This window comes from Qipengyuania sp. CAU 1752, from assembly GCF_054482615.1.
This window is the reverse complement of the sequence record NZ_JBTLRE010000001.1, coordinates 235,512-262,390: the sequence shown is the minus strand read 5'-3', so window position 1 is coordinate 262,390 and position 26,879 is coordinate 235,512. Positions and strand designations below refer to the sequence as shown.

The following is a 26,879-nucleotide window of genomic DNA, read 5'->3' as shown; positions in this document are numbered from 1 at the left end:
TTCGCCTAGAGCAATTCCTTGAGCGGCGTTTCACCGTCGGCCAACTGCTGTTCGCTCACTTCCAGCCGGGCTTCGACCAGCTTGCGCCCTTGCGCGTAATCCTTGGTGCGATTGACACAATCCAGCGCGATGACGCGGCCTTCCTTCAGATATACCACCGAGAAACTGCGCTCGGCCGGATCGCCGCGTAATACAGTCTTGTCGTATCCGGCAGAGATACCAACCGTCTGGAGTCGCAGATCATACTGGTTGGACCAGAACCACGGCGTCGCGTGATAAGGCTTGGCCTGACCGGTGATGTGAAGCGCCACCGTTGTCGCCATGTCATTGGCGTTCTGTACCGATTCAAGCCGGATGACTGCGCCGCCAGCAAAATCGTTGGCGTGGGCGGCGCAATCGCCGATGGCGTAGATGTCATCGAGCGATGTGCGGCAGAATTCATCGACATCGACCCCGTTGGAACCCGATGCTCCGGCCTCGATCAACGCGCCGATGGCCGGAACAATACCGATACCGACAATTACGATATCAGCAGGGATGGTCTCATCATCGCCAAGCTGGACGCCGGTGACGTGTCCATCAGCCCCTTCGATTGCGGCGACCTGCGCCTCAAGTCGAACATCGACCCCTGCCGCACGGTGCGCGTCCTGATAGAAGTCCGAAAGCTCCTCCCCGGCAACCCTTGAGAGCACCCTGTCCATCGCCTCGCACACAGTTACCTCGCAGCCCATTTTGCGCAGCACTGCCGCCGCTTCCAAGCCGATGTACCCCCCGCCGACCACGACTGCCCGCCGCGCCCCGCCTTCAAGGTCGGACTGGAGGCGCGTGACATCGGAGCGAGTCCGGATGGCGTGGATTCCGGCAAGGTCTGTGCCAGTGCAGGAGAGCATGCGCGGGTCGCCCCCGGCAGCCCAGACCAGTTTGCCATAGGTCATCGTAGTATCATTTGCGAAGCTGACCTGGTGGGTCTTGGCATCAATGCCGGTGACCGCCTGGCCCAACCGCAAGTCGATGTCCTTGTCCGCCCAGAAAGCCTGCGGACGGATCAGGATCCGCTCAAAGGGTTTCTCTCCGGCAAGGTATTCCTTTGACAATGGCGGGCGCTCGTACGGAGGGTCCTTCTCGCGCGTAACGAGCGCGATGGAGCCCTCGAACCCTTTTTGACGCAAAGCCATTGCGGCTTGTGCTCCGCCATGCCCAGCTCCGACGATGATGATATCCGCGTGTTCCATGGCTGACCGGATGCGGCTCGGCGAGCACACCCGTCAAGGGTGAACTCGCCGGCTGCCGATTTCCCGCTGTGTGACTAGCGTGACAACAGGTTGCGTGCCTGGCTGGCTATCTGGGCCAGCATGGCAGGGGCCACCGGATTATGCGCCTGCGCACGGGTCACCATGGAGTTGAACTGGCGGATGGCGGAGCTGTTCTGCTCGATCCAGGTATCAACCACCTGCATGGGGTTTTCCTTCATCCCCTTGCGGCGTGAAATGCGTTCGAGGAAATCGAGCCGCATCTGCTGGAAATCGCGGGCCAGGCCGGCGACGAGCAACCGCTCCCACACGTCGGAGGGGGTCATCAGTGCCGCCGTGCCCTGCGCCCATGTCAGGCCGAGCTTGGTTCCCAGCCCGGTGAAGGCAAGGGTCAGCTTGCGCGGGTCCATCTCTGCCCGGCCGGCCAGTTGGGCCAAGCCCACTGCGCCGTCGAGATCGAACAGGTGGGCGATGCGCTGGGCAATCCGGTCAGGTGCGCCGCCTTCGGAAAACTTGTCCCGCAGCCGGTCGGACAGAGCTTGGCTCTCTTCGGCCAGCAGGGTTGCCGTTCCCTCGGACAAGATGGCGATCCCTGCACCCAGGTCCTCAACGACTTCGCTCGGACTTTCCAGTCCGGTGCAAACGCGAAGCAGGTCCGCCATTTGCATACGCATGGCGACAGCAGCCTTGTCGAACAGCATGATCCGCGTTTGTTCGGGCATTTGCGAGGCGTCGATTTCATCCCAGATCTCCCGGGCATGAAACAGTCGTTCGGCCGTTACGAATGCGGTGGCGACTTCGCCGAGCCCTACGCCTTCTTCCTCGGCCAGCTCGAATGGATGGACGATGCCGAGCCGGTTTACGACACGGTTGGCAAGGTCGGTGGCGATGATCTCACGCCGCAGGCGATGGTCCCTGATCTGCTTGCCAAAGCTGTCGCGCATCGGGGCAGGAAAATACTGGACCAGATTGCGCTCGAGCTCAGGGTCGTCGGGCAGCGTGCTAGCCTCGATTGCGTCTTGCAGTGCCAGTTTGGCAGACGATAAAAGCACGGCGAGTTCGGGGCGAACGAACCCGGCACCATCGGTCGCACGCCGGAGCAGGGTCTCGTTATCACCCAGCCCCTCGGTCCGGCGGTCGAGATACCCCATCTCCTCGAGGGTGTCGGCAACCCGCAGGAACGATCCGACCGCATCGCTTCTGCCATTCTCGGCGATCGAGAGGGCGAGCGCCTGGAGGCGATTGTCCTCGAGCACGATCTCGGCCACTTCGTCGGTCATCTTGGCCAGCAGGGCCACCCGCCGCTTTTCCGAGAGCTTGCCGCTGCGCTTGGCGTCGGCCAGCGCGATCTTGATGTTGACCTCGTTGTCCGAGCAATCGACGCCAGCCGAATTGTCGATGAAGTCGGTGTTGATGCGCCCGCCCCTCAGCGCGAATTCGATCCGCGCCGCCTGGGTGACGCCCAGGTTTGCGCCCTCGCCGATAACCTTGACCTGGAGATCGCGGGCATCGACGCGCAAAGCGTCGTTCGACGGGTCGCCGACCTGGACGTTGTTCTCGTGCGAAGCCTTGAGATAGGTGCCGATTCCGCCGAACCAGAGCAGGTCCACCGGGGCCTTGAGAATGGCTGAAATCAACGCGTCCGGTTCGATCTGGGATTGCTCTATGCCGAGCGCCTTTTGCGCGGCCTTGGACAGCTTGATGACCTTCGCGCTGCGTGGGAACACGCCGCCGCCCTTGCTAATCAATGCGCTGTCGTAATCTTCCCAACTCGATCGCGGCAGATCGAACATGCGCTTGCGCTCTTTCCAGCTGGCAGCAGGATCGGGGTCGGGATCGATAAAGATATGTCGGTGGTCGAAAGCAGCGACCAGCTTGATCGCTTTGGACAACAACATGCCATTGCCGAACACGTCGCCTGACATATCGCCGCAACCAACGACCTCGATCGGGTCGGTTTGTACATCCGTGCCCATTTCGAGGAAGTGTCGCTGGACCGAAACCCACGCGCCCTTGGCGGTGATGCCCATTGCCTTGTGGTCGTAGCCGTTCGAGCCGCCGCTGGCGAAGGCATCATCGAGCCAGAAGTCGCGTGATTGGGCGATGGCGTTGGCCACATCGGAAAAGCGCGCGGTGCCCTTGTCGGCGGCAACCACGAAATAGGGATCTTCGCCGTCGCGGATAACCACTCTATCAGGGTGCACGACCTTGCCGTCGACAATATTGTCGGTGACTGAAAGCAGCGTGCGGATGAAAACCTCGTAGCTGGCCTGACCCTCGGCCGCCCACCCGTCGCGATCTCGCGCAGGATCGGGCAGTTGCTTGGGATAGAAGCCGCCTTTCGCGCCCGATGGCACGATGACCGCATTCTTGACCTTCTGCGCCTTCATCAGGCCCAGCACCTCGGTGCGGAAATCGTCGCGTCGGTCCGACCAGCGCAGCCCGCCGCGGGCAACTGGTCCGGCACGCAAGTGAATGCCCTCTACGCGGCGCGAATAGACGAAGATTTCACGCCATGGCACCGGCTTGGGCAGCCCGGGGACCAGCGCGGAATCTATTTTGAAAGCGAGTGCCTCGCGGCCTGCTGGAGCGAATGCATTGGTACGCAGGATCGAATCGATGACGCTGCGGTAGAGGCGCAGCAGGCGATCATCATTGATTGCGGAAACCCGCGAGAGGCCGGACTTGATTGCCGATCGGGCGCTGGCGGCGCGCTCGTCGCGATTGCCGTCAAACTCCGGATCATGCCGAGCGGTGAACAAGGCAACCAGCGCCTTGGTAACTTCGGGTGCTCGGGCCAGCGCGTCGACCACGGTATAGATCGTGAAGCCCATGCCGGTCTGGCGCAGATAGCGATAGAAAGCGCGCAGCAGTTCTGCTTCGGACGCTTCAAGACCGGTCGACACCACCAGGCGGTTGAACGGATCGTCTTCGGCGCCAGCGTTGAGAACCGCCGCGATGGCTTGCTCGATGGTTTCGGCGCGCTCGAGAATGGGGCTGGTATCGGTGCCCTCTGGCAGCGAGAGCACGAAATCGTGAACGGTCCCGAGCGCACCCTTGTCGAGCGGGGCCGGCACCTCGGAGAGCACACGGAAGCCGAAATTCTCCAACGCGGGCACGGCATCGGACAGCGGCAGCGCGCCTTCGTTCTGATAGACCTTGAGCCGCATTTGCCCGGCCGGATCGCCTGTCAGGTGATAGAGCCGTGCATCGCGCTGGTCGGCGACATCCTCGTCCTTCGAAGCATGGCTCAAGAGCTGGCGCAGCCGGTCGATATCCTTGGCAGCCTCATGCGCCCCGTAGGAATTGCGGTAGAACGGGGGGAAGGCATCGGCATAGCGCGTCGCCAGCGCTGCCGCGCGCCCGGCCTCGTGGGTCTTGCCGAGCGCCTTCTCCACCGCCTCGTTCCAGCCACGCAGCATATCGAGGAAGCGGTCCTCGATCTCTGACTCCTCGATCCGGCCCGGAGATTCGCGGAAGTCGAGAACGAACCGGAGCATTGCCAGATTGCCGCCTTCGACCTCCAGGCTCCAGTCGAGCAGTTTCGATCCGGTATGTGTTTCAAGCATCTCCTGCACCCGGCCGCGCAGATCGGTCGAGATCATGTCGCGCGGCAGCCAGGCGAAGGCGAACAGGTGGCGGGCAAGCGGGGCTTCCACCAGCGCGAGGCGGGGACGAGGCCGGTCCACCAACCCCATCATGGTGGTGGCAAGCCGGCTGATATCGTCCTGTTCGAAGCCAATGACGAGGTCGTGCGGTAGCGCTGTGAGCGCGTGCACCAGGGCCTTGCCAGCGTGGCCGGCGGGGTCGAAAGAAAAGCGCTCCATCAACTGTTCGAGCTGGTTGCGCAGCCGCGGGACTCCGGCCGGCTTGGTCGTCAGAGCGACACTGGTCCAGACACCGGCGTGGACCGACAGCGCATGCAGCTTGCCGCCTTTCATTAGCGGGACGATGAACAGGTCGAGCGGAACATGGCGATGGACGTTGGAAGCGCGATTGGCCTTGACGATCAACGGCAGTCGCCGTTCGCTCGGCTTGGCATCGTCGAACCAGGCGAAGGCCCGATCAAAGGAGGCATCGGCAAGGATCTGCCGCGCGCTCTTGCGGCAGATGCCGGTCACTTCCTGCAATTCGCCACTGCGGGTGCGGGTGACGTGACCGAGCTGGGTCAGCATCCCGCTATTGAGCCAACGCAACAGCGCCGCACCTTCGGCATCATGCGGGGCAATCGATTCGGCGTCGCGGGTCATCAGCTCCTGCGCCTTGGGCCAGTCGGCCACAGCGGCGCGAACATCGGAAAGTGTGACGCGCAGTGCCTTTTCCAGCGCACGGCGCTGTTTGGCATCGACCCGTTCGGTTTCCAGATAGATCAGCGATTCGGCGGGCGCAGAGCTGTTCTTTGCCGCAAAAGCTGTAATCTTGTGGTTTTTGTCACGCTCCACCCGCAGCACCGGATGCAGCAGTCGTTCGATCGACAGCCCATGCGCGGCGATGGTCGCGGCGACAGAATCGACCAGAAACGGCATGTCGTCATTGTTCAACGCAATGCGCAGCACGCGGCGTTCGCCGAGTTCGGACTGCAAGGCGATGGCCGGCGCGCCCGCTTCGCGGCTATCGGCAGTGGCAAGGATGAAGCGCGCGGCCTCCTCGATGGCGCCCTTGGCGAAGGGATCGTCGCCTGGCAGCAATGAATCGCGCAGCCGGCTGGTCAACGCTTGGAGAAGTTTCGGGTCGGCCTTGGTTCCGACGGTCTTGGTCGTGGTGCTCATCCTGCGAGCGCTCCCTTGCTGCGCCTTCCCCACGTCCTCGGCTATTATTTGATTGCCGTCCCACGTAGGATTGTTTCGCCGTTAGGCTTTTGGCACATTCGCCGCAAGCACTCGCTAGCCGTACCGGCGGCTAGGGCGATGACGCTCCGACCCTTGCCTGCATTGCTTCACGGGTCAACGTCAATGAACGGCATCTGGCGTCAGGGTCGTAGGTCGATCCGGCAACGATAATTTCATCGGCGCCAGTACGGGTAACGAAGTCCTCGATCCGCTGCGCCACCGTGTGTGGCGATCCGACTGCCGCTGCCTGTTCAAGGTGAGCCAGCATGGCCTGGGCCTGGCCCGGCAGGGTGGAACGGTAGTCCCGCACCGGCGGCGGCAATTGACCCGGATTGCCGGTCCGCAACCGCACAAATGCCTGGGCCTGGCTGCTGGCAAGAAATTGGGCTACCTCGTCGCTCTCGGCGCACATCACCTGCATTGCGGCCATGACATGAGGCCGGTCGAGTGCCTCGGAGGGCCTGAAATCGCGGCGATAGACTTCGAGCGCGCTATCGAGATGATCGGGTGCGAAATGCGAGGCGAAAGCATAGGGCAGGCCCAGCCTTGCAGCCAATTGCGCGCCGAACAGACTCGATCCGAGCATCCACAATTCGACATTCGCACCGCGTCCCGGCGTGGCTGTGATGGACAGGTCGGGATCGCCGTCCAGCAGGGCGCGCAGCTCGACAACGTCCTGCGGGAAATATTCCGATGCAGCGCGCAGATCCTTGCGCAACGCCCGCTGCAGTTCGGGGCCAGCACCCGGCGCGCGACCAAGTCCGAGGTCAATCCGGTCTGGAAACAGCGCGTCGAGCGTGCCGAACTGCTCGGCGATCTGGAACGGGGTGTGATTGGGCAACATGATACCACCCGCACCGATACGGATGGTGTTGGTGGCGTGCCCGACATGGCCGATGGCAACCGAGGTGGCACCGCCGGCCACCCCCTCCATTGCGTGATGCTCGGCAATCCAGAAGCGGGTGTAGCCGGCCTGCTCGGCAGTCTGCGCCAGCCTGGCGGTTGCCGCGAATGCCTCTGTCAGAGTGCCGCCTTCGCGCACGGGGACGAGGTCGAGGACCGAAAGAGCAGTCATGCGATATTCTCCACCAGGGAAATCAGCCGGTCGACATCCTGCGGACGCGATAGCCGATGGTCTCCGTCCTTGACCAGAGTGACCACCACGTCTTCGCTATCGAGTGCTTCGGCCAGCCGCATTGTGATCTCCCACGGAACGTCGGCATCGCGCTGGCCGTGGATCAGCCGCACAGGACAGGTCAGCCCAATGCTGCTTTCGAGCAGGCGATGGGTCTCGGCATCGGCAAAGAAACCAGGATGTAACGGGGTCGGTTCGGGGCCGTAGGGATTGGGGTCAAGGACAGTCTGGCCAGCGCGCAACGCAGCTTTGTCCGCTTCACTGCGCCCCCAATCTGTGAAGTCCGGTGCAGAGGCGATGCCGACCAGTCCTGCGAGCCGGTCGCCAAGCGCGAGCCCGACCAAAAGGTTGAGCCAACCGCCCATGGAGGACCCGACGACGATTACCGGCCCGTCGATCTGCGCCTCGATCAAGGCCAGCACTTCATCACGCCATCGGCTCAGCGTGCCGTCGGCAAATGCGCCGTCGCTTTGGCCGCAACCGGAATAGTCGAGCAGCAAACAGGCACGGCCTTGCTCGCGCGCCCAGGCGAACAGAGCGGTGGCCTTGCCGCCTTGCATGTCGGACATGTAGCCGGGCAGGAAGACCAGCGCCGGTCCTGCGCCTGCGGTGTGGCGATAGGCGATCCGGCGACCGTCGGGCATGGTATGGAAGAGTGGTTCGGTCATGGGCTGCGGTGATGCGGTTCGGGAGCCCGAATGACAAGGCTCAGAAGAATTCGAATTCTTCAACATTGGGATCGTCGCGGCACATCGATTTGAGGGCTGCGAATTCCTCGTCGGTCAGAACCGGCGGATAATCGGCACCGCTCTTGGCAACGGCGCGATAGGCACCGGCCCGTTCGCCTGGCGCGGGATGGCTGGCGATCCAGCCGACCAGCGCCGGCTGGTCCTCGGCGTCGCCATATTGCTCTGACAGGCGCTCAAAGAAGCTGGCTGCCCCGAGCGGGGAGACATTGCTCTGCTTCATCCGGGCTCTCGCATAGGTATCGGCCTCGCGCTCGGCGTCGCGTGAATAACCCATGGCCGCGACGCCGAAGATCGTGTCCGACACGCCCGAATTGGCTCCGGCCAGCAGGATCGAGAGCCCGAACTGGCGCAGTAGCGCAGTCATCACATGGCGCTCGCGCACATGGCCGATCTCGTGGCCGAGCACGCCGGCGAGCTCGGCAGGGCTCTGCGCCTGCTGTACCAGCCCGTCGAATAGCAGCACCTGCCCGCCGGGCAGGGCAACTGCATTGACCATGTCGATATTGGCGATGCCAGCGCGAACCTGCTCGTTCTCCGGGTCCATCCTGTCGAGCAGCTTTTGCAGCGCCGCGTCACCTGCCGGCGTATGGCACAGGCGACCGCCGAAATGGCCGATCATCGCCTCGCCCAGATTGCGCTCCCAGCTGGCCGGGATGCGCGGGCCGAGCCACTCGGGCGCGGTCAGGAACAGTGCCCCCACCGCGGCGCTGGCCACGGCGAAGATCGCCACCGCCTTGCCGAGGCCCAGCCGGTCGATCCAGTCGCCATATTTGCTCTCGCGCGGCAGATGGTGGGCGAGGCCCGGCGGCAGCTCGCCGGGCAGTAAGAGCCGGAAGTCGAGCTTCGCCTCGCTGCGATAGACTGCCTGCCCGCCACGGTTCTCGGCAAAGACCAGCTCGGACAAGGCCACCACATCGTCGGCAGTGGGCGACGACAGGACCAGCGTGTCGGCCCCGTCCCAGACGCCTTGGCCCTCGTGACGCACTGCGGTGCGCCCGTCATACCAGCTGGCCGCGAGGCGAAAGCTGTCTTCCATCGGCTCAGATCGCTCCCATGTCGAAGGCATCGAGCAGGCCCTCGCCGTGGCTGGCGGTGGTGGTGGTCGACTGGGTCAGCTCGTCGAGCAGGATCTCGCCGCTCGCCTCAAGATGGGTCATCATGAACTTCCAGTGACGATAGGAGAGGAAGATCGCGCCGATACCGAGGGTGAAGACGACCAGGATCACGTCGACGACAAGCAGCTTCACCCAGTCCATGGTCGAAGCCTCGAAGCTGAATTCGAGATTGTCCCAGCGTGTGGCGCCGACGACCTCGCGATAGAACTTGGCGTAGAAGGCGACCGCGATCAGGCCGAGGCCGAGATAAAAGAAAAGGATGAGGCCGATGATCCCAAGTACCCCGCCAATGGCCATGCCATCCTCGCCGCCGATGCCGTAGCCTGCCAACATGCCCATGCCGCCCAGCGCGATAGCGCCGATGAAGAAGATCAGCGGCGTCAGGTAAAACAGCAGGAAGCGCGCGAACACGCCCCCGGATTTGGCATGCGCTTCGAACTGGTGCGGGCCGAAGCTCATCCGACTCCAGCGCTCGTTCCACAGGCTGGTCATCGACCACGGGATGAGCAGGCCGAGCGGGATCCAGCCGACGAGGTTCTTCCACATATAGGACAGCGCGAAGCGGAAGCCCTTGTCGTCGCTGCCGCCGCGGATCCCGCGCCAGCGCGTGCGCGAGAGGCGGTAGCGCAGCGCCCGGAAGCGTGCGACGCCGAACAGGTAGAAGATGGCGAGCAGCGAGGCGAAGGCGATCACCGCGCCGGCCGTCTCGTGGCCTCGCGCGATCAGCGCCTGCACACCAAAGCTGACTATGAAATAGGGGACGCCGAACAGGAGCAGGACGAGCAGGAAACCGACGAACAGCTCCTTGCCGGTGCCGGCCCATTCGAGATGCTCGTCGACAAAGCGGCTGCGCGACCACAGGTAGCGGCGCGCGCGCGCGGTCGCCCAAAAGCGATAGATGCCCAGCGTAACGATGGTCAGCAGCAGGTTGGTGAAGGCGATCGGCGCGAATTCGCGCCAGTTGCCTTCGAAAGCGAAGGCGCTGGGCGCGCCCTGCTCGTCGAGATTTCCATGCATTGAGTAGTTCCCCCGGTTTTCTGTCACTTGGTCATGCAGCGAGGGCTCAAAGTCAATCGCGTCCGGCGACGTGTTCCTCAGGCTCGAAGATTTGCTCGATCGGCAGGCCGAACAGGCCGGCAATCCTGAACGCAAGCGGCAGCGAGGGATCGTAGCGACCGGTCTCGATCGCATTGACGCTTTGGCGCGAGACGCCGAGCCGTTCGGCCAGGTCCTGCTGGCTCCAGTCGCGTTCGGCCCGCAGCACCTTGAGGCGGTTTTTCATATAGCGTCCCAAGTACCGAACTGGATGCGGTTGGCCACCGCTCCGGCGCCAAGTCCGGCAAACCATGCGACCACCACCCAATAGGCATCGAGGTGCGGGACGATATCTGCCGCTTCGAGGAAACCCCAGATCGAGGCCCCGCACAGTGCAACGGCGGTTGCGACCAGCGTTTGCCGGATCACCAGCATCCGCATGAACTCGTCGCTTTCCTCGACGATCAGTCTTCCGACCGCCCATAGCACCCCGACGATTGCGAAGCCGGGCAGCAACGCCAGAACCACCCGCACCGCGCCCTGTGCCTCGGCGGTCTTGGTGAAATAGGTCATGGAGGCAATAGCCACGAGGTAGAGCCCGGTGAACAGGCCGACGCGCTTTATATAGCGGGCTTGCGCCACGCCCTTGCCGCAACCTTGCGCACCCGCCTCTGCACGGCGCGATGCGGCCACGAACAGCGGCACCATTAGCGACACGGGCACCAGCAGCATCAGAAGCAGGAGCGGCTTCTGCTCGACAGCGCCGGTAATTCCGAGCGCGGTGATGATCGCCATCGTTATCAGCGCCATCCCGGCCCAGAACCATGGTCCCCGGCCCAGCACGCCGGTCTGCAATGGCGCGCTCACGATGCGTCTCCATGGGTCAGGCGACACGAGCTGCGGGGCAGCAGCATGGTGAAAATCAGGATCGGCCCAAATAGCACTACAGCCTCCACCTGGCTGGCCGAGAGGATATCGCCGCGAGTGAGAATGACGACGAGAACGAGGAACAGTCCCGACAAGAATGCGGCGAGATGGGGTTTGGAGATAGACATCATTCAAGCTCCCTTTGCTTTATGTAAAGTTTAATTGACACCGATAAGGATGGAAGTCAAGTTCGCTTTCCACAACGCCAAGCACGCTTTCCTAGGGCGATCGACCGACTTGTCGCTGCTGGCGTTTCCGCGCATCACATCGGGAGAGAGGAATGTCTGATGAATCCAACCGAGCCGCCAGGGGCGGCAGCCATCCCTTCGCTTGACCGCCGCAGTTTACTCAAGGCGGGGGCGCTGGGCGCAGGCCTCGCTGCCGCGCCGCTCGCCGCACACGCGGGAGATCGCGGCTTCGCATGGGGGGTCGCCAGCGGCGAGCCAAGCGCGTCATCGGTGCTGCTGTGGAGCCGCTATGTCGCCGAGCAGCCGACGACGGTCGAATGGGAAATCCGCGACGATGCGCGCAAGATTGTCGGCGGCGGCGAGGTTGAGGCCTCACCTGAAAACGACTGGTGCGTGAAGCCAATTGCGACCAGGCTCGAGCCGGGGCGCTGGTACACCTACAGGTTCCGCGACGCACAGGGCAATTCCTCGGCCGAGGGGCGAACCCGGACCCTGCCGGTCGGCCCGATCGACCGGTTCAGGCTGGCGGTATTTTCCTGCGCCAATCTCGGCTTCGGCTGGTTCAATGCCTATGCCCATGCCGCAGCCGCCGACGGGTTCGACCTCGTCGTGCATACCGGTGACTATTTCTACGAATACGAGCCGGGAACCTATCCGTCGCGCTCGGAGGCCTTGCCCGGCCGCTTCCTCGACCCGGCATCGGAAATCGTCAGCCTGGTAGAATACCGCCTCCGCCATGCCAATTATCGACGCGACGCCGATCTCCAGCGCCTCACCCAGCTTTACCCCATGATCATGGGCTGGGACGATCACGAGAGCGCCAATGACAGTTACGCCACAGGGGCCGAGAACCATCAGCCAGAAACCGAGGGAGAGTGGAGCGTACGCAAGCGTGCCGCGATGCGCGCCTATCGCGAGTGGTTGCCGGTAAGCGATGCCGACTACGCTGCCTATGAGATTGGCAATCTTGCCACGATCTTCCGGTTGGAAACGCGTCTGGGCGCGCGCGACGAACCCTTCAGCATTGGTCGCGTCCTCAAGGGGAAGACATCGCCCGAAGCGGCGCGGCAGGCGCTGCTGGCCTTTCGCAACGGTGCCTATTTCGATCCCGATCGGACCATGCTCGGGCTCCAGCAGGAGGGTTGGCTTGCCGAGGGGCTCAAGCGCTCGCGGGCCGAAGGCAAGGTCTGGCAGGTGCTCGCCCAGCAGGTGATCATGGGCAGCACCAAAGCTTCGCCCACGCTGATGGCAGCGATGACCGAGGCGATACCGCAATTTGTACGCGAACGGGTCATCGCGGCGGTGCTGGCAGGATCGGCCGGTATCCCGACCAACATGGATGCGTGGGACGGTTACCCCGCCGCGCGCCAGCGACTGTTCCAATCCTCTCTCGAAGCCGATGCCAATTTGCTGGTGCTGGCCGGCGACAGCCACAATGCCTGGGCCTTCGATCTCGACCACGGCGGCACGCCGGTCGGCGTGGAGTTCGCCGGGCAAAGCGTAACCTCGCCCGGTTACGAGGCCTATCTCGGCACGATCGACCAGACCGGCCTTGCCCGCACATTGGTCGAGGAGAACCCGCAGTTGCGATGGGCCAACACTTCGCAGCGCGGCTACCTCGCGGTCGAACTGACGCCAGCCCGTGCGAGCGCCGAATTCCGCTTCCTCGATACCGTCCGGCAGCATTCGACCGAGCTTGCCGCGTCCAAGGTGATGGTCTCGCAGGCAGACTCGCGTGTGCTCGACGCCGGCTGAGCAAACTTGCTGTGCGGTATGCGACTGGCTGGAACGAATGCCCTGTCTTTCCGTTGGTTGGGCAAAGGAGACAAATTTCATGATTGGTAAGATGATTGGCGCCCTGGTGGGCGGAAAAATGGCCCAGAACGCACGCGGTATCGGTGGACCCACGGGTGCTGCCATTGGTGCGGCTGTGCCTATGGTCCTTAGCCGTCTCAGCATTCCGGCCATGCTCGTCATGGGCGTGGGTGGTTACGCGGTGAAGAAGTACATGGACAAGAAGGACGACAGCAGCAGCAAGTCGTCCGGGAAGTCCCGCAGCGGCAAGCGTGCCAAGAGCAGTACCAAGGCCGATAGCAGCAGGACGAGCGCCAGCAACAACAACTCGAAGAAGGCATCGACCAACAGCAAGGCCGATTCAGTCGCCGCCTAACCCTGCAACATCGCAGAAAACGAAAAGGGGCCCGCACCACCAAAGCGCGGGCCCCTTTTCCTTGTATTTAGGCCTGGCCTACTCCGCTGCGACGCTGCCGTTCTCATCGCCGAACATGTCGGGTCCTTCGTCGATCGCTACTTCCTCGTTGGCGGCCTTGGCGCCGTGGCGTTTGTCGAAGGTGCCCCACACGTCCTGCCAATTGCCCTTGGTCGCGCCCTTGGAATATTCGGTGGCGCGCTGTTCGAAGAAGTTGGCGTGCTCAACGCCGTTGAGCAGCGGGGCGAGCCAAGGCAGCGGGTGATCCTCGACCATGTAGATCGGCTGCAGGCCAAGCTGGCCGAGCCGCCAGTCGGCGATGTAGCGGATGTACTTCTTGATCTCCTTGGGCGTCATGCCGGAGACCGGACCCATCTCGAAGGCGAGGTCGATGAAATTGTCTTCCAGCCGCACCGACTTCTGGCAGATGTCGATGATGTCTTCCTTAACCGCCTTGGTGTAGCAGTCCCGTTCGCGCACAAATTCGTGGAACATGCGGATGATGCCTTCGCAATGAAGGCTTTCATCGCGGACCGACCATGACACGATCTGGCCCATGCCCTTCATCTTGTTGAAGCGCGGGAAGTTCATCAGCATGGCGAAGCTGGCGAACAGCTGCATGCCCTCGGTAAAGCCACCGAACATCGCCAGCGTGCGGGCGATATCTTCGTCCGTGTCGACGCCGAACTGCTGCATGTAGGAATGCTTGTCAGCCATTTCCTCGTAATCGAGGAAGGCGGAATATTCGCTTTCGGGCATGCCGATGGTGTCGAGCAGATGGCTGTAGGCCGCGATGTGCACCGTCTCCATGTTGGAGAAGGCGGTCAGCATCATCTTGATCTCGGTCGGCTTGAACACGCGGGCGTATTTGTCGTGGTAGCAATCCTGCACCTCGACATCGGCCTGGGTGAAGAAGCGGAAGATCTGGGTGAGCAGATTGCGCTCGTGCTCGGTCAGTTTTTGCGCCCAGTCGCGACAGTCTTCGCCCAGCGGCACCTCTTCAGGCATCCAGTGGATCTGCTGCTGGCGTTTCCAGAAGTCGTAGGCCCACGGATATTCGAAGGGCTTGTAGGTCTTGCGGGCTTCGAGAAGGGACATGGACGAATCTCCGGTGCGGGTTCTGGCAATCAATATATAGTAGACAATACGGCTGTATTGCAGGCTCCAGACAACGACATCTTGTGTCTGGCAGCCATGACGTGAACTCCCACTGTATGAATCACGAAGGTGATTCGATAGCAATCCCGCCACAAAGTCCGGGGCTTATCCCCCGCTTTGGCCCCGACCCGCAGCGCGCCGAGGTTCAGCCTGTGGAATGTTGGCAGTTCTCTATTCGTTCCATACACCAATCCTGGCCAGCCAGCTACCCTTGGTCTTGTCCGGGATCGTGCACGAACAAGCTCTGTCGATACTTGCCAAAAGTCGGCCGATCGCGCGGCATTTCACCGCTATGGCGCAGCGCCAGATCCGGGCGTGATCGCGGTCGATCCAGCCTGGCAAACGGCTCATTAAGGCTTTTATGCCAAGACTGTGCTTGGCCCGCGTTACGACGGGCGAAGGGCTATTGGGCAGGGGGAATAGGAAAGTTGACCGTCCTTGGGACATCGCTGGAGCATTCTGAACTGCAGGATGCGCTTGCCGAGGCGATTGTCGGTCGGCACGGGTTCGCCACTTGGCCGGACGCCCTGAAACGCGCCTATCTCACCCAAAGTCGTCGGGCAACAGCCCGCGAACTTCGATACTTCCTGATCGTGACTCTCGCTATCGCCGTCATCACGATGCTGCTCGATGCCATCGCTCTTCCGGATCAGATGATCAGGGGTATGTTCCTGCGCGTCGCGCTGGTGTTGATGCCGGGACTGATCCTGATTGCCAATGCCTACCGCATCAAGATCAGGGCTCTCAAACTGGGCGTCTCGTGCACCATAATCGCATTCGGCACCATCGTCGTGCACCTCGCCAGCTACGCCGATGCGGCGACTGCCACGCGCTATACCATGTCGAGTTCGCTGTTGCTGGGCATGGCACTCTTGCTCTTGCCGCTGTTGCGCAATGAGAAGCTTGGCTTTGCGATTGGATTTTGCGCGGCAATTTTCGTTACGGGTCTGTGGCCCCACGCCCTGCCGGGCATGGTCATGTTGCAGCATGTTCTCATCTCGCTGCTCGTCTGCAGTGCCGCGCTGGCGATTGCCTTTCGCCATACCACCGAGAACGAGCGCGCATTCCTGTTCGATATTCGCGACCGGTTCACCCAGACCGAGCTCGAACAGAACATCCGGGTGTTGCGCGAATTGTCGGAACGCGATGCGCTGACGGGCCTCAGCAACCGGCGATCTTTCAGCAAGTTGTTTGCGCGATCCTATCAGCGAGCCAACATTGGCGAGCAGGAAGAGGTAACGGTGATGATGATCGATCTCGATCATTTCAAAAGGTTCAATGACCAATATGGGCACCAGGCCGGTGACCGCGCTTTGCGCGCAGTGGGTCAATGCCTCGAAAGTGCATTCCGCGACATCGGCGGGCTGGTCGCGAGGTTCGGGGGCGAAGAGTTCATTGCCGCGTTCCGCAGTCGCTCGGTCACTGAAGCGGAGCAGGTGGCCGAAATGGTCCGCCGCGCCATCGAGAGGCTCGACATCCCGATCCGCGACTGCACCCGGCAACGCATCAGCACCAGCATCGGGATCGCTTCGACCGGCTCACAGGCCTCGGTCGACTTGTCCGATCTGACAGCGCGCGCCGACCGCGCGCTTTACCAGGCCAAGCGCGAGGGGCGGAACCGCGTCGTTGCTTCAGAGCGGATCGAGTTGCGGGTCGACCGGCTGGCCAGCTAGGACCGGGACGGCCCATTCTCATCGATGAGCCTGGCGAACAGGTCTTGCGCTTGCGCAAGCCTGGCAGGGTCCAGGTCGAGCGCAATCTTATCCTTGGCCTCGTCCTTGTGGGCGGCCGGCCTGGCGATAAGGTTGCTATTGCGATGGCCGCCTGCGTTGATGGCGCTGATGCGGTCGAACACCTCCTGCACCGATGTCTCGTTATCTTCGAATTGCGCGAAATCGGTGCCGAACTGCTCGTTCACTTGCCGCAGGATCGCGCTGAAATCCTTGGTCGTGCGCGTGAATTCTGCGATCACCACCTGTTCGCGAACGCGCTCAATAGCGCGGTAGAAGCGCAAGTAGAGCCGCAACATCCGGTTCTCATCCTGATCCGGAAAAGCGATCTTGAGGCTGCGAATAGCATCCTCGGGCCTTCGGATCAGGACGATGACCGGTAGTTTGCGCTTAACCCCGGCCAGAATCTGCGCTTCGGCATGCAGGTGATGGGCGATGCGCACTTGCCGGCCGCCCTGTGCCTGGCTGAAGGCGACAACTGCGAAGGTGTTAGCCGAGCGCGGGAAGCCTTCGATCACGATCTGGGTGTCATGTGACACTGCCAAACGAGCGTGGCTCTCGGGAGCGAGAGTGCGGTAGATGGGCAAAAACAGGCGTGGATAGGGGGCGAGCGCATCGCGCACCCGATGCTTCAAGCCCAGTGACCGGCCCTCTCGGCTTGCGCCTGAACTAATCGCATTCACGTGAATTCCAGACCCTGCGCGAGCTACCGCCCCTTGGCCGGGGCTGACGTCAAATCACGAACCGTGCTGCCGCATCACTGGCAGCTGAGGCATTCCTCGTAATCGGTCTGCTCGCCGGCGTTGGCGCTCAGTTCGAACTTGGTTGCATCGGTCGTGTTGTCGGCTTCCACCCCGCCAGCGAAACCGGCTCGCTGCATCGATTTCGAGCGCAGGTAGTAGAGCGACTTGATGCCCTTCTCCCAAGCCTGGAAGTGCAGCATCATCAGGTCCCATTTGTCGACATCGGCCGGGATGAAAAGGTTCAGCGACTGTGCCTGGTCGATATAGGGCGCACGGTCAGCCGCGAATTCGAGCAGGTAGCGCTGGTCGATCTCGAAGCTGGTCTTGAAGGTCGCCTTTTCTTCCACGTCGAGGAAGTCGAGATGCTGCACCGAACCACCGCGTTCGAGGATCGAGTTCCAGATCGCGGTCGAATCCTTGCTCTTCTTCTTGAGCAATTTTTCGAGGTGGGGGTTCTTCACCACGAAAGAGCCCGACAGCGTCTTGTGGGTATAGATGTTGGCCGGGATCGGCTCGATGCAGGCGCTGGTGCCACCGCAGATGATGCTGATCGAGGCGGTCGGCGCGATTGCCAGCTTGCAGCTGAAACGCTCCATCGCACCCATTTCCTCGGCATCGGGGCAGGCGCCGCGTTCCTGCGCCAGCATCATCGATGCCTCGCACGCCTTGGCGTGGATGTGCTGGAACATCTTGAGGTTCCAGGCCTTGGCCATCGGCCCTTCCAGCGGCAGGTTCTTGGCCTGCAGGAATGAGTGGAAGCCCATCACGCCCAGCCCCACGCTGCGTTCGCGGCTGGCCGAATACTTGGCCCGTGCCATTTCGTCCGGGGCCCGGTCGATATAGTCCTGCAGGACGTTGTCGAGGAAGCGCATGATATCCTCGATGAACCGCTTGTCGCCGTTCCACTCGTCCCATTTTTCAATATTGAGTGAGCTCAGGCAGCAGACCGCGGTGCGATCATTGCCGAGATGGTCGATCCCGGTCGGCAGGGTGATCTCCGAGCACAGGTTGGAGGTGGAAACCTTGAGGCCGAGATCGCGGTGATGCTTCGGCATCATCCGGTTCACCGTGTCGGAGAACACGATATAGGGCTCACCGGTCGCCAGTCGGGTTTCGACCAGCTTCTGGAACAGGCTGCGCGCATCGACCTTGCCGCGCACGCTGCCATCCCGGGGCGATTTCAGTTCGAATTCGTCGCCATTGCGGACCGCTTCCATGAATTCATCGGTCAGCAGCACGCCGTGGTGCAGGTTCAGCGCCTTGCGGTTGAAGTCGCCCGACGGTTTGCGAATCTCGAGGAACTCCTCGATTTCCGGATGGTGGACGTCGATGTAGCAGGCTGCCGAGCCGCGCCGCAGCGAACCCTGGCTGATGGCGAGGGTGAGAGAATCCATCACGCGCACGAAGGGGATGATGCCGCTGGTCTTGCCATTGAGACCGACCGGCTCGCCAATCCCGCGAACATTGCCCCAATAGGTGCCGATGCCGCCGCCCTTGGAGGCCAGCCACACATTCTCGTTCCAGGTGCCGACGATACCTTCGAGGCTGTCGGACACCGAATTGAGATAGCAGCTGATCGGCAGGCCACGATTGGTGCCGCCGTTGGAAAGCACCGGGGTCGCCGGCATGAACCACAGGTTCGAAATATAATCGTAGAGCCGCTGGGCATGATCCTGATCGTCGGCATAGGCATCGGCCACACGCGCAAACAGGTCCTGGAAATTCTCGCCCGGCAGCAGGTAGCGATCGATCAGCGTTTCCTTGCCGAACTCGGTCAGATTGGCATCGCGCGTCTCGTCGGTGACGATGGTGAAGCGACGATCATTGACCTTCTTGCTGTCTACCTCGGGCTTGGCTGCAGCCTTGACCACTTCGGCCATGGCCCCGGCAGCGGCATCCGCTACCAATTCGTCCGAACCTTGATCATTCTGCTTCATTGCAACCGCTTTCGCTTCGTTCTTGCCGGAGGCTTTCGTGCCAGTGGCATCGGTGTCGCTTTCGTCTGTGTCCAGCGTCTCGGTAGCCATTGCCCGGTCGTCTCCAGCCTTGAAATCCATGTCTCTCGCCCCGCTCTCGTTATTAAAGGCGACTCGTAGGTCGCCCTTTGTTCCACATTCGTTCCACACAGTCGAGGACGATTCCGTTTCGCCGTCGCGCTATGCCACGAAGCCAGTCGTGCTGGGTTTTCCCGTCCCCTGACTGTCCCCCGTTTCACCCACAGGCAATTCATCCGACCTAGATCTTTCGGTGATTCGCCGGATCTCGCGGAAATGCGTGCTGGCGGACCGTTTAGACTAGGTTTTGGGGTTCACCTGCGAAGCGAACCACTAGATACTGAATCAGCCGGGTCACACACGCAAGAGGGTAAATGCCGATTTAAGCTGCTTCAAGGCAATCCGCCGCGGTGTGTTAGCCGGTCGATACGCCGCGACGCATGGGAAATGCTTGGGTCCTGTGATGCGCAAGCCCCTAAATCAAACTGTGAAGAAAAATATGGTGATTGCAGCTTCGGAATCAATGTGCGCCCGATCGTGATGTCTGCAAGCAATTTTTGGACTTTTTGAACCCCCGTCATGTCCCGACCACGCATTGAGTAGCTTGGCGGGGATCACTCGGCCATGGTCACCCTTAGCTGCCCTCGCGGCCTGTCGCGCGTGCCCTCGGGCAAGCCGTGCCAAGTGTGCCGCGCTTCTCCGCCGACTATGTATGAACGATATGGCGGGCAAGTGGCGAGTCGAATGGTATCAAGTGAAACTGCATTGATTTCATAACGAAAATAGATACTCGCACTATTACCGATAATTCATGATCTTGCTCGATTTTACGGTGAACCGTTAGTCGCGAACATTGACTTTGCTGGGTCGCCACCTATTCTTCGCAGCAGGAATCCCACGATCCGCAGGTAATGGAATTCTCGATCGACTGTTTAGGTCGTTGCGAGCAAGATTCATAATATGCCTTGTGACGACAGTCGGGCGCCAAATAGCCGATCATCCCCCCCCAAACAAAAGGATGATCGAAATGAAGACTCTACTCACATCGTTCACCGCCGCTACGCTGGCCATCACATCTTTCGCTGCATTCGCGCAGACCCCGGAAATCTTGGTCCAGCCGGAGCGGGTTTCTCCCAACGTCGTGGCTGAAGTGTCGGCCGATCTCGACCGCACCCTGGACCGGACGCTCAAGTTTTACGACTATTCGAGCGCCAATGGAGGTATCGTCCAGGTGACCTTCGCAACCGATGAGAATGGCGAGCCCGTGAATGCGGACTTCTATCGCAAGTCCGGGTCTGCATCACTGGATCGTATCGCCATGCGCTCGGTGCGCAAGCTGGAGCCGATCAATGGACAGCGAGGGCGCAACCAGCGGTTCCTGGCTAATATCATCGTAGCCACAAGCAACGTCGAAATGCGCGAACTGGAAGCAGAGCTTGCGCAGAGCGAACGCGCACGCATTGCGTCGAAGACCCCCGCTGCGACCTACGTCGCCATTGGCTTCATCGCCAATTCGCCGGGCGGTTGACGACCGGCGGGTGTGCACCGGCATCGTTGGCGGTCCAACCTGCGGAAGGATCGCAGGCGATGCCGGGCACTTTGAGCCCAACCGCCAGAATTGTGAGGGAAGACGGCGGACCCCATCGGCTCGCGTGACTGTCCACCCCCGGCAAGCCACGTCATGAAACGCCGATCCGCAGACCGTCCCTGCACAAAGAAACGGGCTTCGTTACCGCGAAGCCCGTTTCCATTTTCAATCGGGGCCGGCTCTCGCCGACATTGACCGATTACTCCATTTCATCGGCTTTCTCGTTCATCGCGTCGGCGGCATTGTCGCCCACGTCATCGATCCGTTCCGCCTTGGCGTTGAGCCGGTCTTCGCGGGCATCGGTCGATGCTTCATCGGCAGCTTCTTCGAGAGCCTCGGCACGATCGTCGCCGATATCTTCGATTGCGTCAGCGCTTTCTTCCAGCGAATCGCCAGCTTCCTCGCGCGCGCTGTCAGGGCCGCAAGCAGCGACAAGAAACAGGGCCGGGATAGCGGTGGCTGCAATAAACTTCTTCATAATGGTTTCCCCAAGTTGCGTTGCGGGCTCTGTCCCGCAGGTCACCCAAAAAACGCGCTAGGGCAGGTGCTGTTCCGAATTTTTTCCTAGGAACCGTCCCGCGCATGCCCGGCGATGGCATCGGCAATATCATCGACCAGTTCCATCGGGAGGTCGTGACCCCAACCGGGGATTGTGCGGATTTTGGCACCCGGGATATGCTTGGCGGTATCGTGGCCGCCCTCGACCGGAACCAGCGGATCGTCTTCACCGTGCAGCACGAGGGTCGGCGCGGTGATATCTTTCAGCATTGCACGCCTGTCCCCATCGGCGATGATCGCCGACAGATGCCGCGTAGGCCCTTCGGGGTAGAGGCTGCGGCGGACCGCTTCCCGGGTCCGCTCACGCAGACGATCCTCGGGGGCTGGATAGCCTGGACTGCCAATCGCGCGGGCCAGCTTGACGCCGTGTTCGACCAGCACGTCCTCTTCCATCGACTTGGGTCGGGTGATGAGCGTCTGTAAAGCTTCCTTCTTGGCCGGCGGCAATTTCGGATTGCCGGTGGTGGAGAAAATGGAGGTCAGCGTCTTGGTCTTGGTGGGGTGGCGCACTGCGAAATGCTGCGCGATCATGCCCCCCATCGACCCGCCGACAATATGCGCCTGCTCAATAGCCAGCGCATCGAGCAGACCGGCGCTGTCGTCCGCCATATCGGCCAGCGTGTATGGCACCTTGGGGGTGAAGCCGAGCTTGCCCAGGATGGTCAGTTTGAGCAGGCCGGGCGCCTTCACCCCGTCGAACTTGTGGCTGAGGCCGATATCGCGATTGTCGTGACGGAGCACCCGGAAGCCCCGCCCGGTGAGCGCTTCGACCAGCTCCATCGGCCACAGGGTCATCTGGGCGCCGAACCCCATTATCAGCAGGATCGGCTCCGCATCGGCAGGGCCGTGGTCATCATAATGGATGGTGATGTTGTTGGCGGTCACTTCGGGCATGGTGTCTCATTTTCCCTTGCATGGCTTCGCAGCCATCACTGCATGGCCCACAAGCCAGACCGCGGCAAGTCGCGCCGGATGGCCGCGCGAGTGCAGCCAGACGTACAACGCCGCGCTGCCCGGGCAGGCAACGCGGCGATGCGGGGGGCTCAGTTCTTCGCGGGGATCAGGAACCGAGGGCAATGACGCCGGCTTCGGCCGATGCACTGGCCAGGCGCTTGCTCTCGATCCAGGCGAGCTTCTTGGCCAGCTGGTCACGCTGCGCCGGGGTTTCGGCGAAGATGACATTGGCCTGGAAGGTCGTACCCGACTTCACCCGAACTGGCACATCATCGAGATTAGCGAGGCGACGAACAGCCCACCGTGCGGCGCGATCGGAACTGATCGATCCCGAGCTGCGATAGGTTTTCATGCCGACAGGATGGCCATTCTCGTCAAGGGTGAAGCGCACCTGCACGATCCCGGGTTCGGGATTGTACTTGGCGAACCGTTCGGCTTGGTCGAGCTGGCGGCTCAGGTCGCGGCTGACATCGGCCCGCCAGTTCTGCATCGCACCCGACGGGGTGACGAGGATTTCGTCAGCGCTCTGGGCGATGGCGGGGGTCAAGGCAGTGGCGCTGAGCGCCATGGCGGCAGTTGCGATAAGGGCTTTGCTTACAAGGGTATTCATCGGATCATCCTCCATCAGTTTCGTTGGATGATCGGCCACGTGTTGACCGCCTTAGCCGAGCACAGTCCCAAAATTCCTCGTGCCGGGGGCATTGGTGGTCGATCGGGAGCGACGCGGGAAAAAGGGGGTCTGAGCGCCGCTCCCGACAGTCCAGATGCCGTGGCGGCACGAAAGCTGCAATCACGCTTCTATCGGCGTAACAAGCTTCCCGACGAACGGGTGACGACGACCGATTAGTGTTTGGTCAGGGTATCAACACGGTGTCGCGGGCGATCGGATCGGTTTCGGGATAGTCGAGTGTGAAGTGCAGTCCGCGGCTCTCGTGCCGGGCCAGCGCCGAGCGCACGATCAGGTTCGCCGCCTCCAGCAGGTTGCGCAGCTCGATCAGGTCGGTGGTCACCCGGAAATGGCCGTAATAATCGTCGACTTCGTCGCGCAGCAACTTGATACGATGGGCGGCGCGTTCGAGCCGTTTGGTCGTCCGCACAATACCGACATAGTTCCACATGAAGCGGCGGATCTCGGTCCAGTTCTGCTTGATGACGACCTCCTCGTCCGAGTCGGTGACCCGGCTCTCGTCCCATTCGCGGATTTCCGGCGGCTCGGGCAATTCGTCCCACATGGTGAGGATGTCGTGCGCTGCCGCGTCGCCGAAAACGAAGCATTCGAGCAGGCTGTTCGACGCCAGCCGGTTGGCGCCGTGCAGGCCGCTCTCGGTACATTCCCCGGCGGCCCACAGGCCCGGCAGGTCGGTTCGCGCGAACAGGTCCACCAGGACCCCGCCGCACGTATAGTGCTGTGCGGGCACGACCGGGATCGGTCCCTTGGTCATGTCGATGCCGAGGCCGAGCAGCTTTTCGTGGATGTTGGGGAAATGCTCGGCCACGAATTCCGGTGGCTGGTGGCTGATATCAAGGTGGACATAGTCGAGACCATAGCGCTTGATCTGGTCGTCGATCGCTCGGGCGACGACATCGCGCGGCGCCAGCTCCATCCGTTCGGGATCGTAATCCGCCATGAAGCGATGGCCCGTTTCCGGGTGGAAAAGTCGCCCGCCTTCGCCGCGCACCGCCTCGGTGATGAGGAAGTTCTTGACCTCTAGATTATACAGGCAGGTCGGGTGGAACTGCATCATCTCCATGTTCGAAACACGCGCGCCGGCCCGCCAGGCCATGGCGATCCCGTCTCCGGTCGCTCCGCGCGGCGCGGTTGAAAACAGGTAGCAGCGGCCAGCTCCGCCAGCCGCCATGACTGTGGCCCGGGCAATATGCGCCTCGACCGCACCGGTCGCCTCGTCGAGCGCATAGGCGCCCCAGACATGGCCGGCGCCGGAAAATTCCTGGCGGTTGCGGTCGGTGATGAGGTCGATGCAGGTTCGTCCCGGCAATAGGGTGATGTTCGGGTTAGCCCCTGCTGCCTTGAGCAGGGCTTCTTGTACGGCCCAGCCGGTGGCGTCGTTGACATGGACGATGCGGCGATGGCTGTGTCCGCCCTCGCGGGTGAGGTGGAGTGCGTCTTCGTCGCGATTGAACGGCACCCCAAGCTCGCACAAACGGTCGATCGCTTGTGGCGCGCGTTCGATGACAAACTCCACCGTCTCGCGGTCATTGAGGCCGGCACCGGCGATCATCGTATCGCGGACGTGATTTTCGAAAGTGTCGCCAGCGTCGAGCACTGCCGCGATGCCGCCCTGTGCCCAAGCGGTCGATCCGCCAGTAAGCGAGCCCTTGGCCAGCACCAGCACTTTCTTTTCTTCTGCCAGTTCGAGCGCCGCGGTCAATCCGGCGGCCCCAGAGCCGATAACCAATACGTCATGGGTCGCGTGCGTCATGCCAGCCTCATGCCGTTGCAAACGCGCTGGCACAAGCGCGGAACGACTCGTCGCGGATGCCTTTAACCACGCCGAACCTGGCGATAGGCCATTGCTCAACAGGGAAAAATACAATGGACGGGAGGGTCGTATCCGATGCCATTCGGAATGATCAGCTGCGCTCTGGGTCGCCACCAGGTCGAACAGGAAAATACACGCAAGGTTTCTGGCCGCGAAGTGGGCCGATGCCGCAATTGCAGGCAAGCGGTCGAACAGGAAGCGCCAGGTCACTGGGTTGTGCCGCCGTTGCACGATGCAGGGCTCGGGTCATGGCCGCGCTAGCCTAGCTCGGGGCGCACCAGCCGATACAGAACTGCACAATTAGCCTGCTACGGAAGCGGGCCATGAGTCATGTTCAGGATCAACATTGCGTCGGGCGGCTGGCTTAACCCGCTCCGGTGAGCTGGACAAACACTTCCTCCAGATCGGCTTCGCGGGTGGTGACATCCTCGATCGCGTAACCATGTTCCTGGATCCGTGCAAGCACCTGCCCGGCGCTGGTGGCATCGCGATTATAGGTGATCTCGAGCGTGCGCGGCTCGACGACGTCGGCCTTGACGAAGCCTTGTTCGATCATCGGCCCGGCCAGGTCTTTATCGACGGTGACCCTGACGATCTTTTCGCGCGCCATGCCGATCATCTCCTGCGTCGGCATGTTGGCGATCAATTCGCCGTGGTTGATGATGGCTATCCGATCGCACAATTGCTCGGCTTCCTCGAGGTAGTGCGTCGTCAGCACGATGGTAACGCCCTGGGCATTGAGTTCGCTGACCAGTTCCCACAATTGCCGACGCAGTTCGACATCGACCCCGGCAGTCGGTTCGTCGAGCACCAGGATGGGCGGGGAATGGACCATGGCCTTGGCAATCAGCAGGCGTCGCTTCATCCCTCCCGAAAGCGTGCGGGCATAGGCGTCGCGCTTGTCGGCCAGCCGGACTGCCTCGAGCAGTTCATCGCTGCGGCGCTCGGCTCGCGGAACGCCGTAGAAGCCGCCCTGGTTTTCCAGCACTTCGTAAGGCGTAAAGAACGGATCGAAGACGATTTCCTGCGGTACGATGCCGATCGAGCGTTTGGCATTGCGCGGGTTGGTGTCGATGTCAAAACCCCAAACCTCCGCCTCGCCACCGCTTTTGGTGACCAGTCCGGCAAGAATGTTGATCAGCGTCGATTTTCCAGCCCCATTGGGTCCGAGCAGCCCGAACACGCCGCCCTGCGGCACGTCAAAGCTGACCCCCTTCAATGCCTCTTTACCCGGCTCTCCCTTGGCCCCGGCATAGGTCTTGCGGAGATCGCGGATGGAAATGGCGGGGGGTTGGGTCATGGGCGAAGCCACTAAGGCTTGCCGGCGAGACTGGCAATATTGGCCGTTATCATGCGTGGGTCGTGTCCGAATGCTTGAGGCGGCGGTAAAAACGGATTATCGGCCGTTGCATGAACGTCCCACCGCCCGAAGTGATCAAGGTTCCCACCCGCCGCGTCAGCTGTGACGGCGCCAGCGATATTCGCACTGGTGTCAATTACCGCCCGGCGGCACTCGGCCATCCGCGCATCTATCTGGAAATCGACGAGCATGGTTATGTCGATTGCGGATATTGCGACCGCCGCTTCGTGCTCGAAGGCGGGCCGGCCGACGGTGTTGACCAGGCACAACTGCCCGACATCTCCGAAGGGGCCGATCCCGGCCACCGGTGATTGCAAAAGTTCGCGGTCCCGCCGAACCGTGCGGGTGTTGTAACGTCAGCCACGGTTCAGGCGAATATGCTATAGTGCCTGCACCTAGGAGAAGCGTCATGACCAAGACATTGCTATCCGCCATCACCCCAGCGGCCATTGCCCTGGCCGCCTTCACAGCCATGCCGGCGCAAGCCGACGACGCGGGTGACCCAGAGGGTGTCGCGATGACCAAGGGCGAAGAGAAGCTCGCCAAGCTGCTCGATGGCCGCGTTGCCGGCGAACCCGAAAGCTGCATTCGCGACCGCCCGGTCCGCAGTTTCCACGTCATCGACGACACCGCCATCGTCTATCGCATCGGCCGCACGATGTGGGTGAATTACACCCGCAACCCGCAATCGCTCGATGATCGCGATACGCTGGTATTCCGCCGCTTCGGTTCGCAGATATGTCGTTCCGACATCGTCACCACGATGGACCCGCTGAGCGGTTTCTACACCGGCAACGTGTTCCTGTCGGACTTCATTCCCTATCGCCTGCCGGAGAGCGATTCCTGATTCTACTGA

24 protein-coding genes are annotated in these 26,879 nt (G+C 61.9%); 6 read left to right on the top strand and 18 right to left on the bottom strand.

What is annotated here, in order from left to right; all coding sequences use genetic code 11:
* Positions 1-5: 5 nt before the first annotated feature.
* The 9 genes from ACXYL9_RS01190 to ACXYL9_RS01150 all read right to left on the bottom strand — a co-directional run bounded on the left by ACXYL9_RS01190 (position 6) and on the right by ACXYL9_RS01150 (position 11,171).
* Positions 6-1,232, bottom strand: a complete 1,227-nt coding sequence (locus ACXYL9_RS01190; protein ID WP_459037764.1) for an NAD(P)/FAD-dependent oxidoreductase — start codon at positions 1,230-1,232, stop codon at positions 6-8.
* Positions 1,233-1,306: 74 nt separating this feature from the next.
* Complete coding sequence (locus tag ACXYL9_RS01185) at positions 1,307-6,019, bottom strand: NAD-glutamate dehydrogenase (protein ID WP_459037763.1); 4,713 nt, start codon at positions 6,017-6,019, stop codon at positions 1,307-1,309.
* A gap of 130 nt (positions 6,020-6,149) precedes the next feature.
* On the bottom strand, positions 6,150-7,154 hold the full coding sequence (locus ACXYL9_RS01180) for an LLM class flavin-dependent oxidoreductase (RefSeq protein WP_459037762.1): 1,005 nt from the start codon (positions 7,152-7,154) through the stop codon (positions 6,150-6,152).
* Positions 7,151-7,882 carry an alpha/beta fold hydrolase gene (locus ACXYL9_RS01175; protein WP_459037761.1) on the bottom strand — a complete coding sequence of 244 codons (732 nt, stop codon included), beginning with the start codon at positions 7,880-7,882 and terminating at the stop codon, positions 7,151-7,153. Before ACXYL9_RS01175 ends, ACXYL9_RS01180 begins: the two co-directional genes overlap by 4 nt.
* 40 nt (positions 7,883-7,922) lie before the next feature.
* Positions 7,923-9,029: a M48 family metallopeptidase gene (locus ACXYL9_RS01170; protein ID WP_459037760.1), complete on the bottom strand. Its 1,107-nt coding sequence runs from the start codon at positions 9,027-9,029 to the stop codon at positions 7,923-7,925.
* Complete coding sequence (locus ACXYL9_RS01165) at positions 9,004-10,095, bottom strand: YjgN family protein (RefSeq protein WP_459037759.1); 1,092 nt, start codon at positions 10,093-10,095, stop codon at positions 9,004-9,006. The genes ACXYL9_RS01170 and ACXYL9_RS01165 overlap by 26 nt, the downstream gene beginning before the upstream one ends.
* 52 nt (positions 10,096-10,147) lie before the next feature.
* Positions 10,148-10,360 (bottom strand): helix-turn-helix transcriptional regulator, encoded by a 213-nt coding sequence (locus ACXYL9_RS01160; RefSeq protein ID WP_459037758.1) that lies wholly within the window; start codon positions 10,358-10,360, stop codon positions 10,148-10,150.
* Positions 10,357-10,980, bottom strand: coding sequence for a hypothetical protein (locus tag ACXYL9_RS01155; RefSeq protein WP_459037757.1), 624 nt, complete (start codon positions 10,978-10,980; stop codon positions 10,357-10,359). Before ACXYL9_RS01155 ends, ACXYL9_RS01160 begins: the two co-directional genes overlap by 4 nt.
* A complete protein-coding gene (locus ACXYL9_RS01150; RefSeq protein WP_459037756.1) occupies positions 10,977-11,171 on the bottom strand; it encodes a hypothetical protein in 195 nt (64 codons plus the stop codon). The genes ACXYL9_RS01155 and ACXYL9_RS01150 overlap by 4 nt, the downstream gene beginning before the upstream one ends.
* A 156-nt stretch (positions 11,172-11,327) precedes the next feature.
* Here ACXYL9_RS01150 and ACXYL9_RS01145 point away from each other — a divergent pair, with 156 nt between their 5' ends.
* Positions 11,328-12,983: an alkaline phosphatase D family protein gene (locus tag ACXYL9_RS01145; RefSeq protein ID WP_459037755.1), complete on the top strand. Its 1,656-nt coding sequence runs from the start codon at positions 11,328-11,330 to the stop codon at positions 12,981-12,983.
* A gap of 79 nt (positions 12,984-13,062) precedes the next feature.
* Positions 13,063-13,398 carry a hypothetical protein gene (locus ACXYL9_RS01140; protein WP_459037754.1) on the top strand — a complete coding sequence of 112 codons (336 nt, stop codon included), beginning with the start codon at positions 13,063-13,065 and terminating at the stop codon, positions 13,396-13,398.
* A 78-nt stretch (positions 13,399-13,476) separates the two neighbouring features.
* Here ACXYL9_RS01140 and ACXYL9_RS01135 read toward each other — a convergent pair whose 3' ends face one another.
* Both ACXYL9_RS01135 and ACXYL9_RS01130 read right to left on the bottom strand, forming a co-directional pair.
* Positions 13,477-14,535 (bottom strand): ribonucleotide-diphosphate reductase subunit beta, encoded by a 1,059-nt coding sequence (locus tag ACXYL9_RS01135; RefSeq protein WP_459037753.1) that lies wholly within the window; start codon positions 14,533-14,535, stop codon positions 13,477-13,479.
* A 231-nt stretch (positions 14,536-14,766) separates the two neighbouring features.
* Positions 14,767-14,946 carry a hypothetical protein gene (locus tag ACXYL9_RS01130; RefSeq protein ID WP_459037752.1) on the bottom strand — a complete coding sequence of 60 codons (180 nt, stop codon included), beginning with the start codon at positions 14,944-14,946 and terminating at the stop codon, positions 14,767-14,769.
* Between the two features lie 77 nt (positions 14,947-15,023).
* Here ACXYL9_RS01130 and ACXYL9_RS01125 point away from each other — a divergent pair, with 77 nt between their 5' ends.
* Positions 15,024-16,268, top strand: coding sequence for a GGDEF domain-containing protein (locus ACXYL9_RS01125; RefSeq protein WP_459037751.1), 1,245 nt, complete (start codon positions 15,024-15,026; stop codon positions 16,266-16,268).
* On the opposite strand, the gene ACXYL9_RS01120 is transcribed toward ACXYL9_RS01125, so the two are convergent.
* Positions 16,265-17,008 carry a hypothetical protein gene (locus ACXYL9_RS01120; protein WP_459037750.1) on the bottom strand — a complete coding sequence of 248 codons (744 nt, stop codon included), beginning with the start codon at positions 17,006-17,008 and terminating at the stop codon, positions 16,265-16,267. The genes ACXYL9_RS01125 and ACXYL9_RS01120 overlap by 4 nt on opposite strands.
* A 74-nt stretch (positions 17,009-17,082) precedes the next feature.
* A complete protein-coding gene (locus ACXYL9_RS01115; protein ID WP_459037749.1) occupies positions 17,083-19,125 on the bottom strand; it encodes a ribonucleoside-diphosphate reductase subunit alpha in 2,043 nt (680 codons plus the stop codon).
* Between the two features lie 964 nt (positions 19,126-20,089).
* Between ACXYL9_RS01115 and ACXYL9_RS01110 the strand changes: the two genes are divergently transcribed.
* Positions 20,090-20,590, top strand: coding sequence for an energy transducer TonB (locus ACXYL9_RS01110; protein ID WP_459037748.1), 501 nt, complete (start codon positions 20,090-20,092; stop codon positions 20,588-20,590).
* Positions 20,591-20,849: 259 nt separating this feature from the next.
* Here the strand turns inward: ACXYL9_RS01110 and ACXYL9_RS01105 are convergent, their stop codons facing one another.
* The 5 genes from ACXYL9_RS01105 to ACXYL9_RS01085 form a co-directional block, all read right to left on the bottom strand.
* Positions 20,850-21,128, bottom strand: coding sequence for a hypothetical protein (locus ACXYL9_RS01105; protein ID WP_459037747.1), 279 nt, complete (start codon positions 21,126-21,128; stop codon positions 20,850-20,852).
* A gap of 86 nt (positions 21,129-21,214) precedes the next feature.
* Positions 21,215-22,102: an alpha/beta fold hydrolase gene (locus ACXYL9_RS01100; RefSeq protein WP_459037746.1), complete on the bottom strand. Its 888-nt coding sequence runs from the start codon at positions 22,100-22,102 to the stop codon at positions 21,215-21,217.
* A 166-nt stretch (positions 22,103-22,268) separates the two neighbouring features.
* Positions 22,269-22,811, bottom strand: coding sequence for an energy transducer TonB (locus ACXYL9_RS01095; RefSeq protein ID WP_459037745.1), 543 nt, complete (start codon positions 22,809-22,811; stop codon positions 22,269-22,271).
* 205 nt (positions 22,812-23,016) lie between these two features.
* Positions 23,017-24,603: an L-aspartate oxidase gene (gene nadB, locus ACXYL9_RS01090; RefSeq protein ID WP_459037744.1), complete on the bottom strand. Its 1,587-nt coding sequence runs from the start codon at positions 24,601-24,603 to the stop codon at positions 23,017-23,019.
* A 424-nt stretch (positions 24,604-25,027) separates the two neighbouring features.
* A complete protein-coding gene (locus tag ACXYL9_RS01085) occupies positions 25,028-25,963 on the bottom strand; it encodes an ABC transporter ATP-binding protein (protein ID WP_459037743.1) in 936 nt (311 codons plus the stop codon).
* Between the two features lie 110 nt (positions 25,964-26,073).
* Between ACXYL9_RS01085 and ACXYL9_RS01080 the strand changes: the two genes are divergently transcribed.
* Together ACXYL9_RS01080 and ACXYL9_RS01075 are read left to right on the top strand one after the other, a co-directional pair.
* A complete protein-coding gene (locus ACXYL9_RS01080) occupies positions 26,074-26,334 on the top strand; it encodes a zinc-finger domain-containing protein (protein WP_459037742.1) in 261 nt (86 codons plus the stop codon).
* A 98-nt stretch (positions 26,335-26,432) separates the two neighbouring features.
* Entirely contained in the window at positions 26,433-26,870 is a 438-nt protein-coding gene (locus ACXYL9_RS01075) for a hypothetical protein (protein ID WP_459037741.1), read from the top strand.
* The last annotated feature ends 9 nt before the right edge of the window (positions 26,871-26,879 follow it).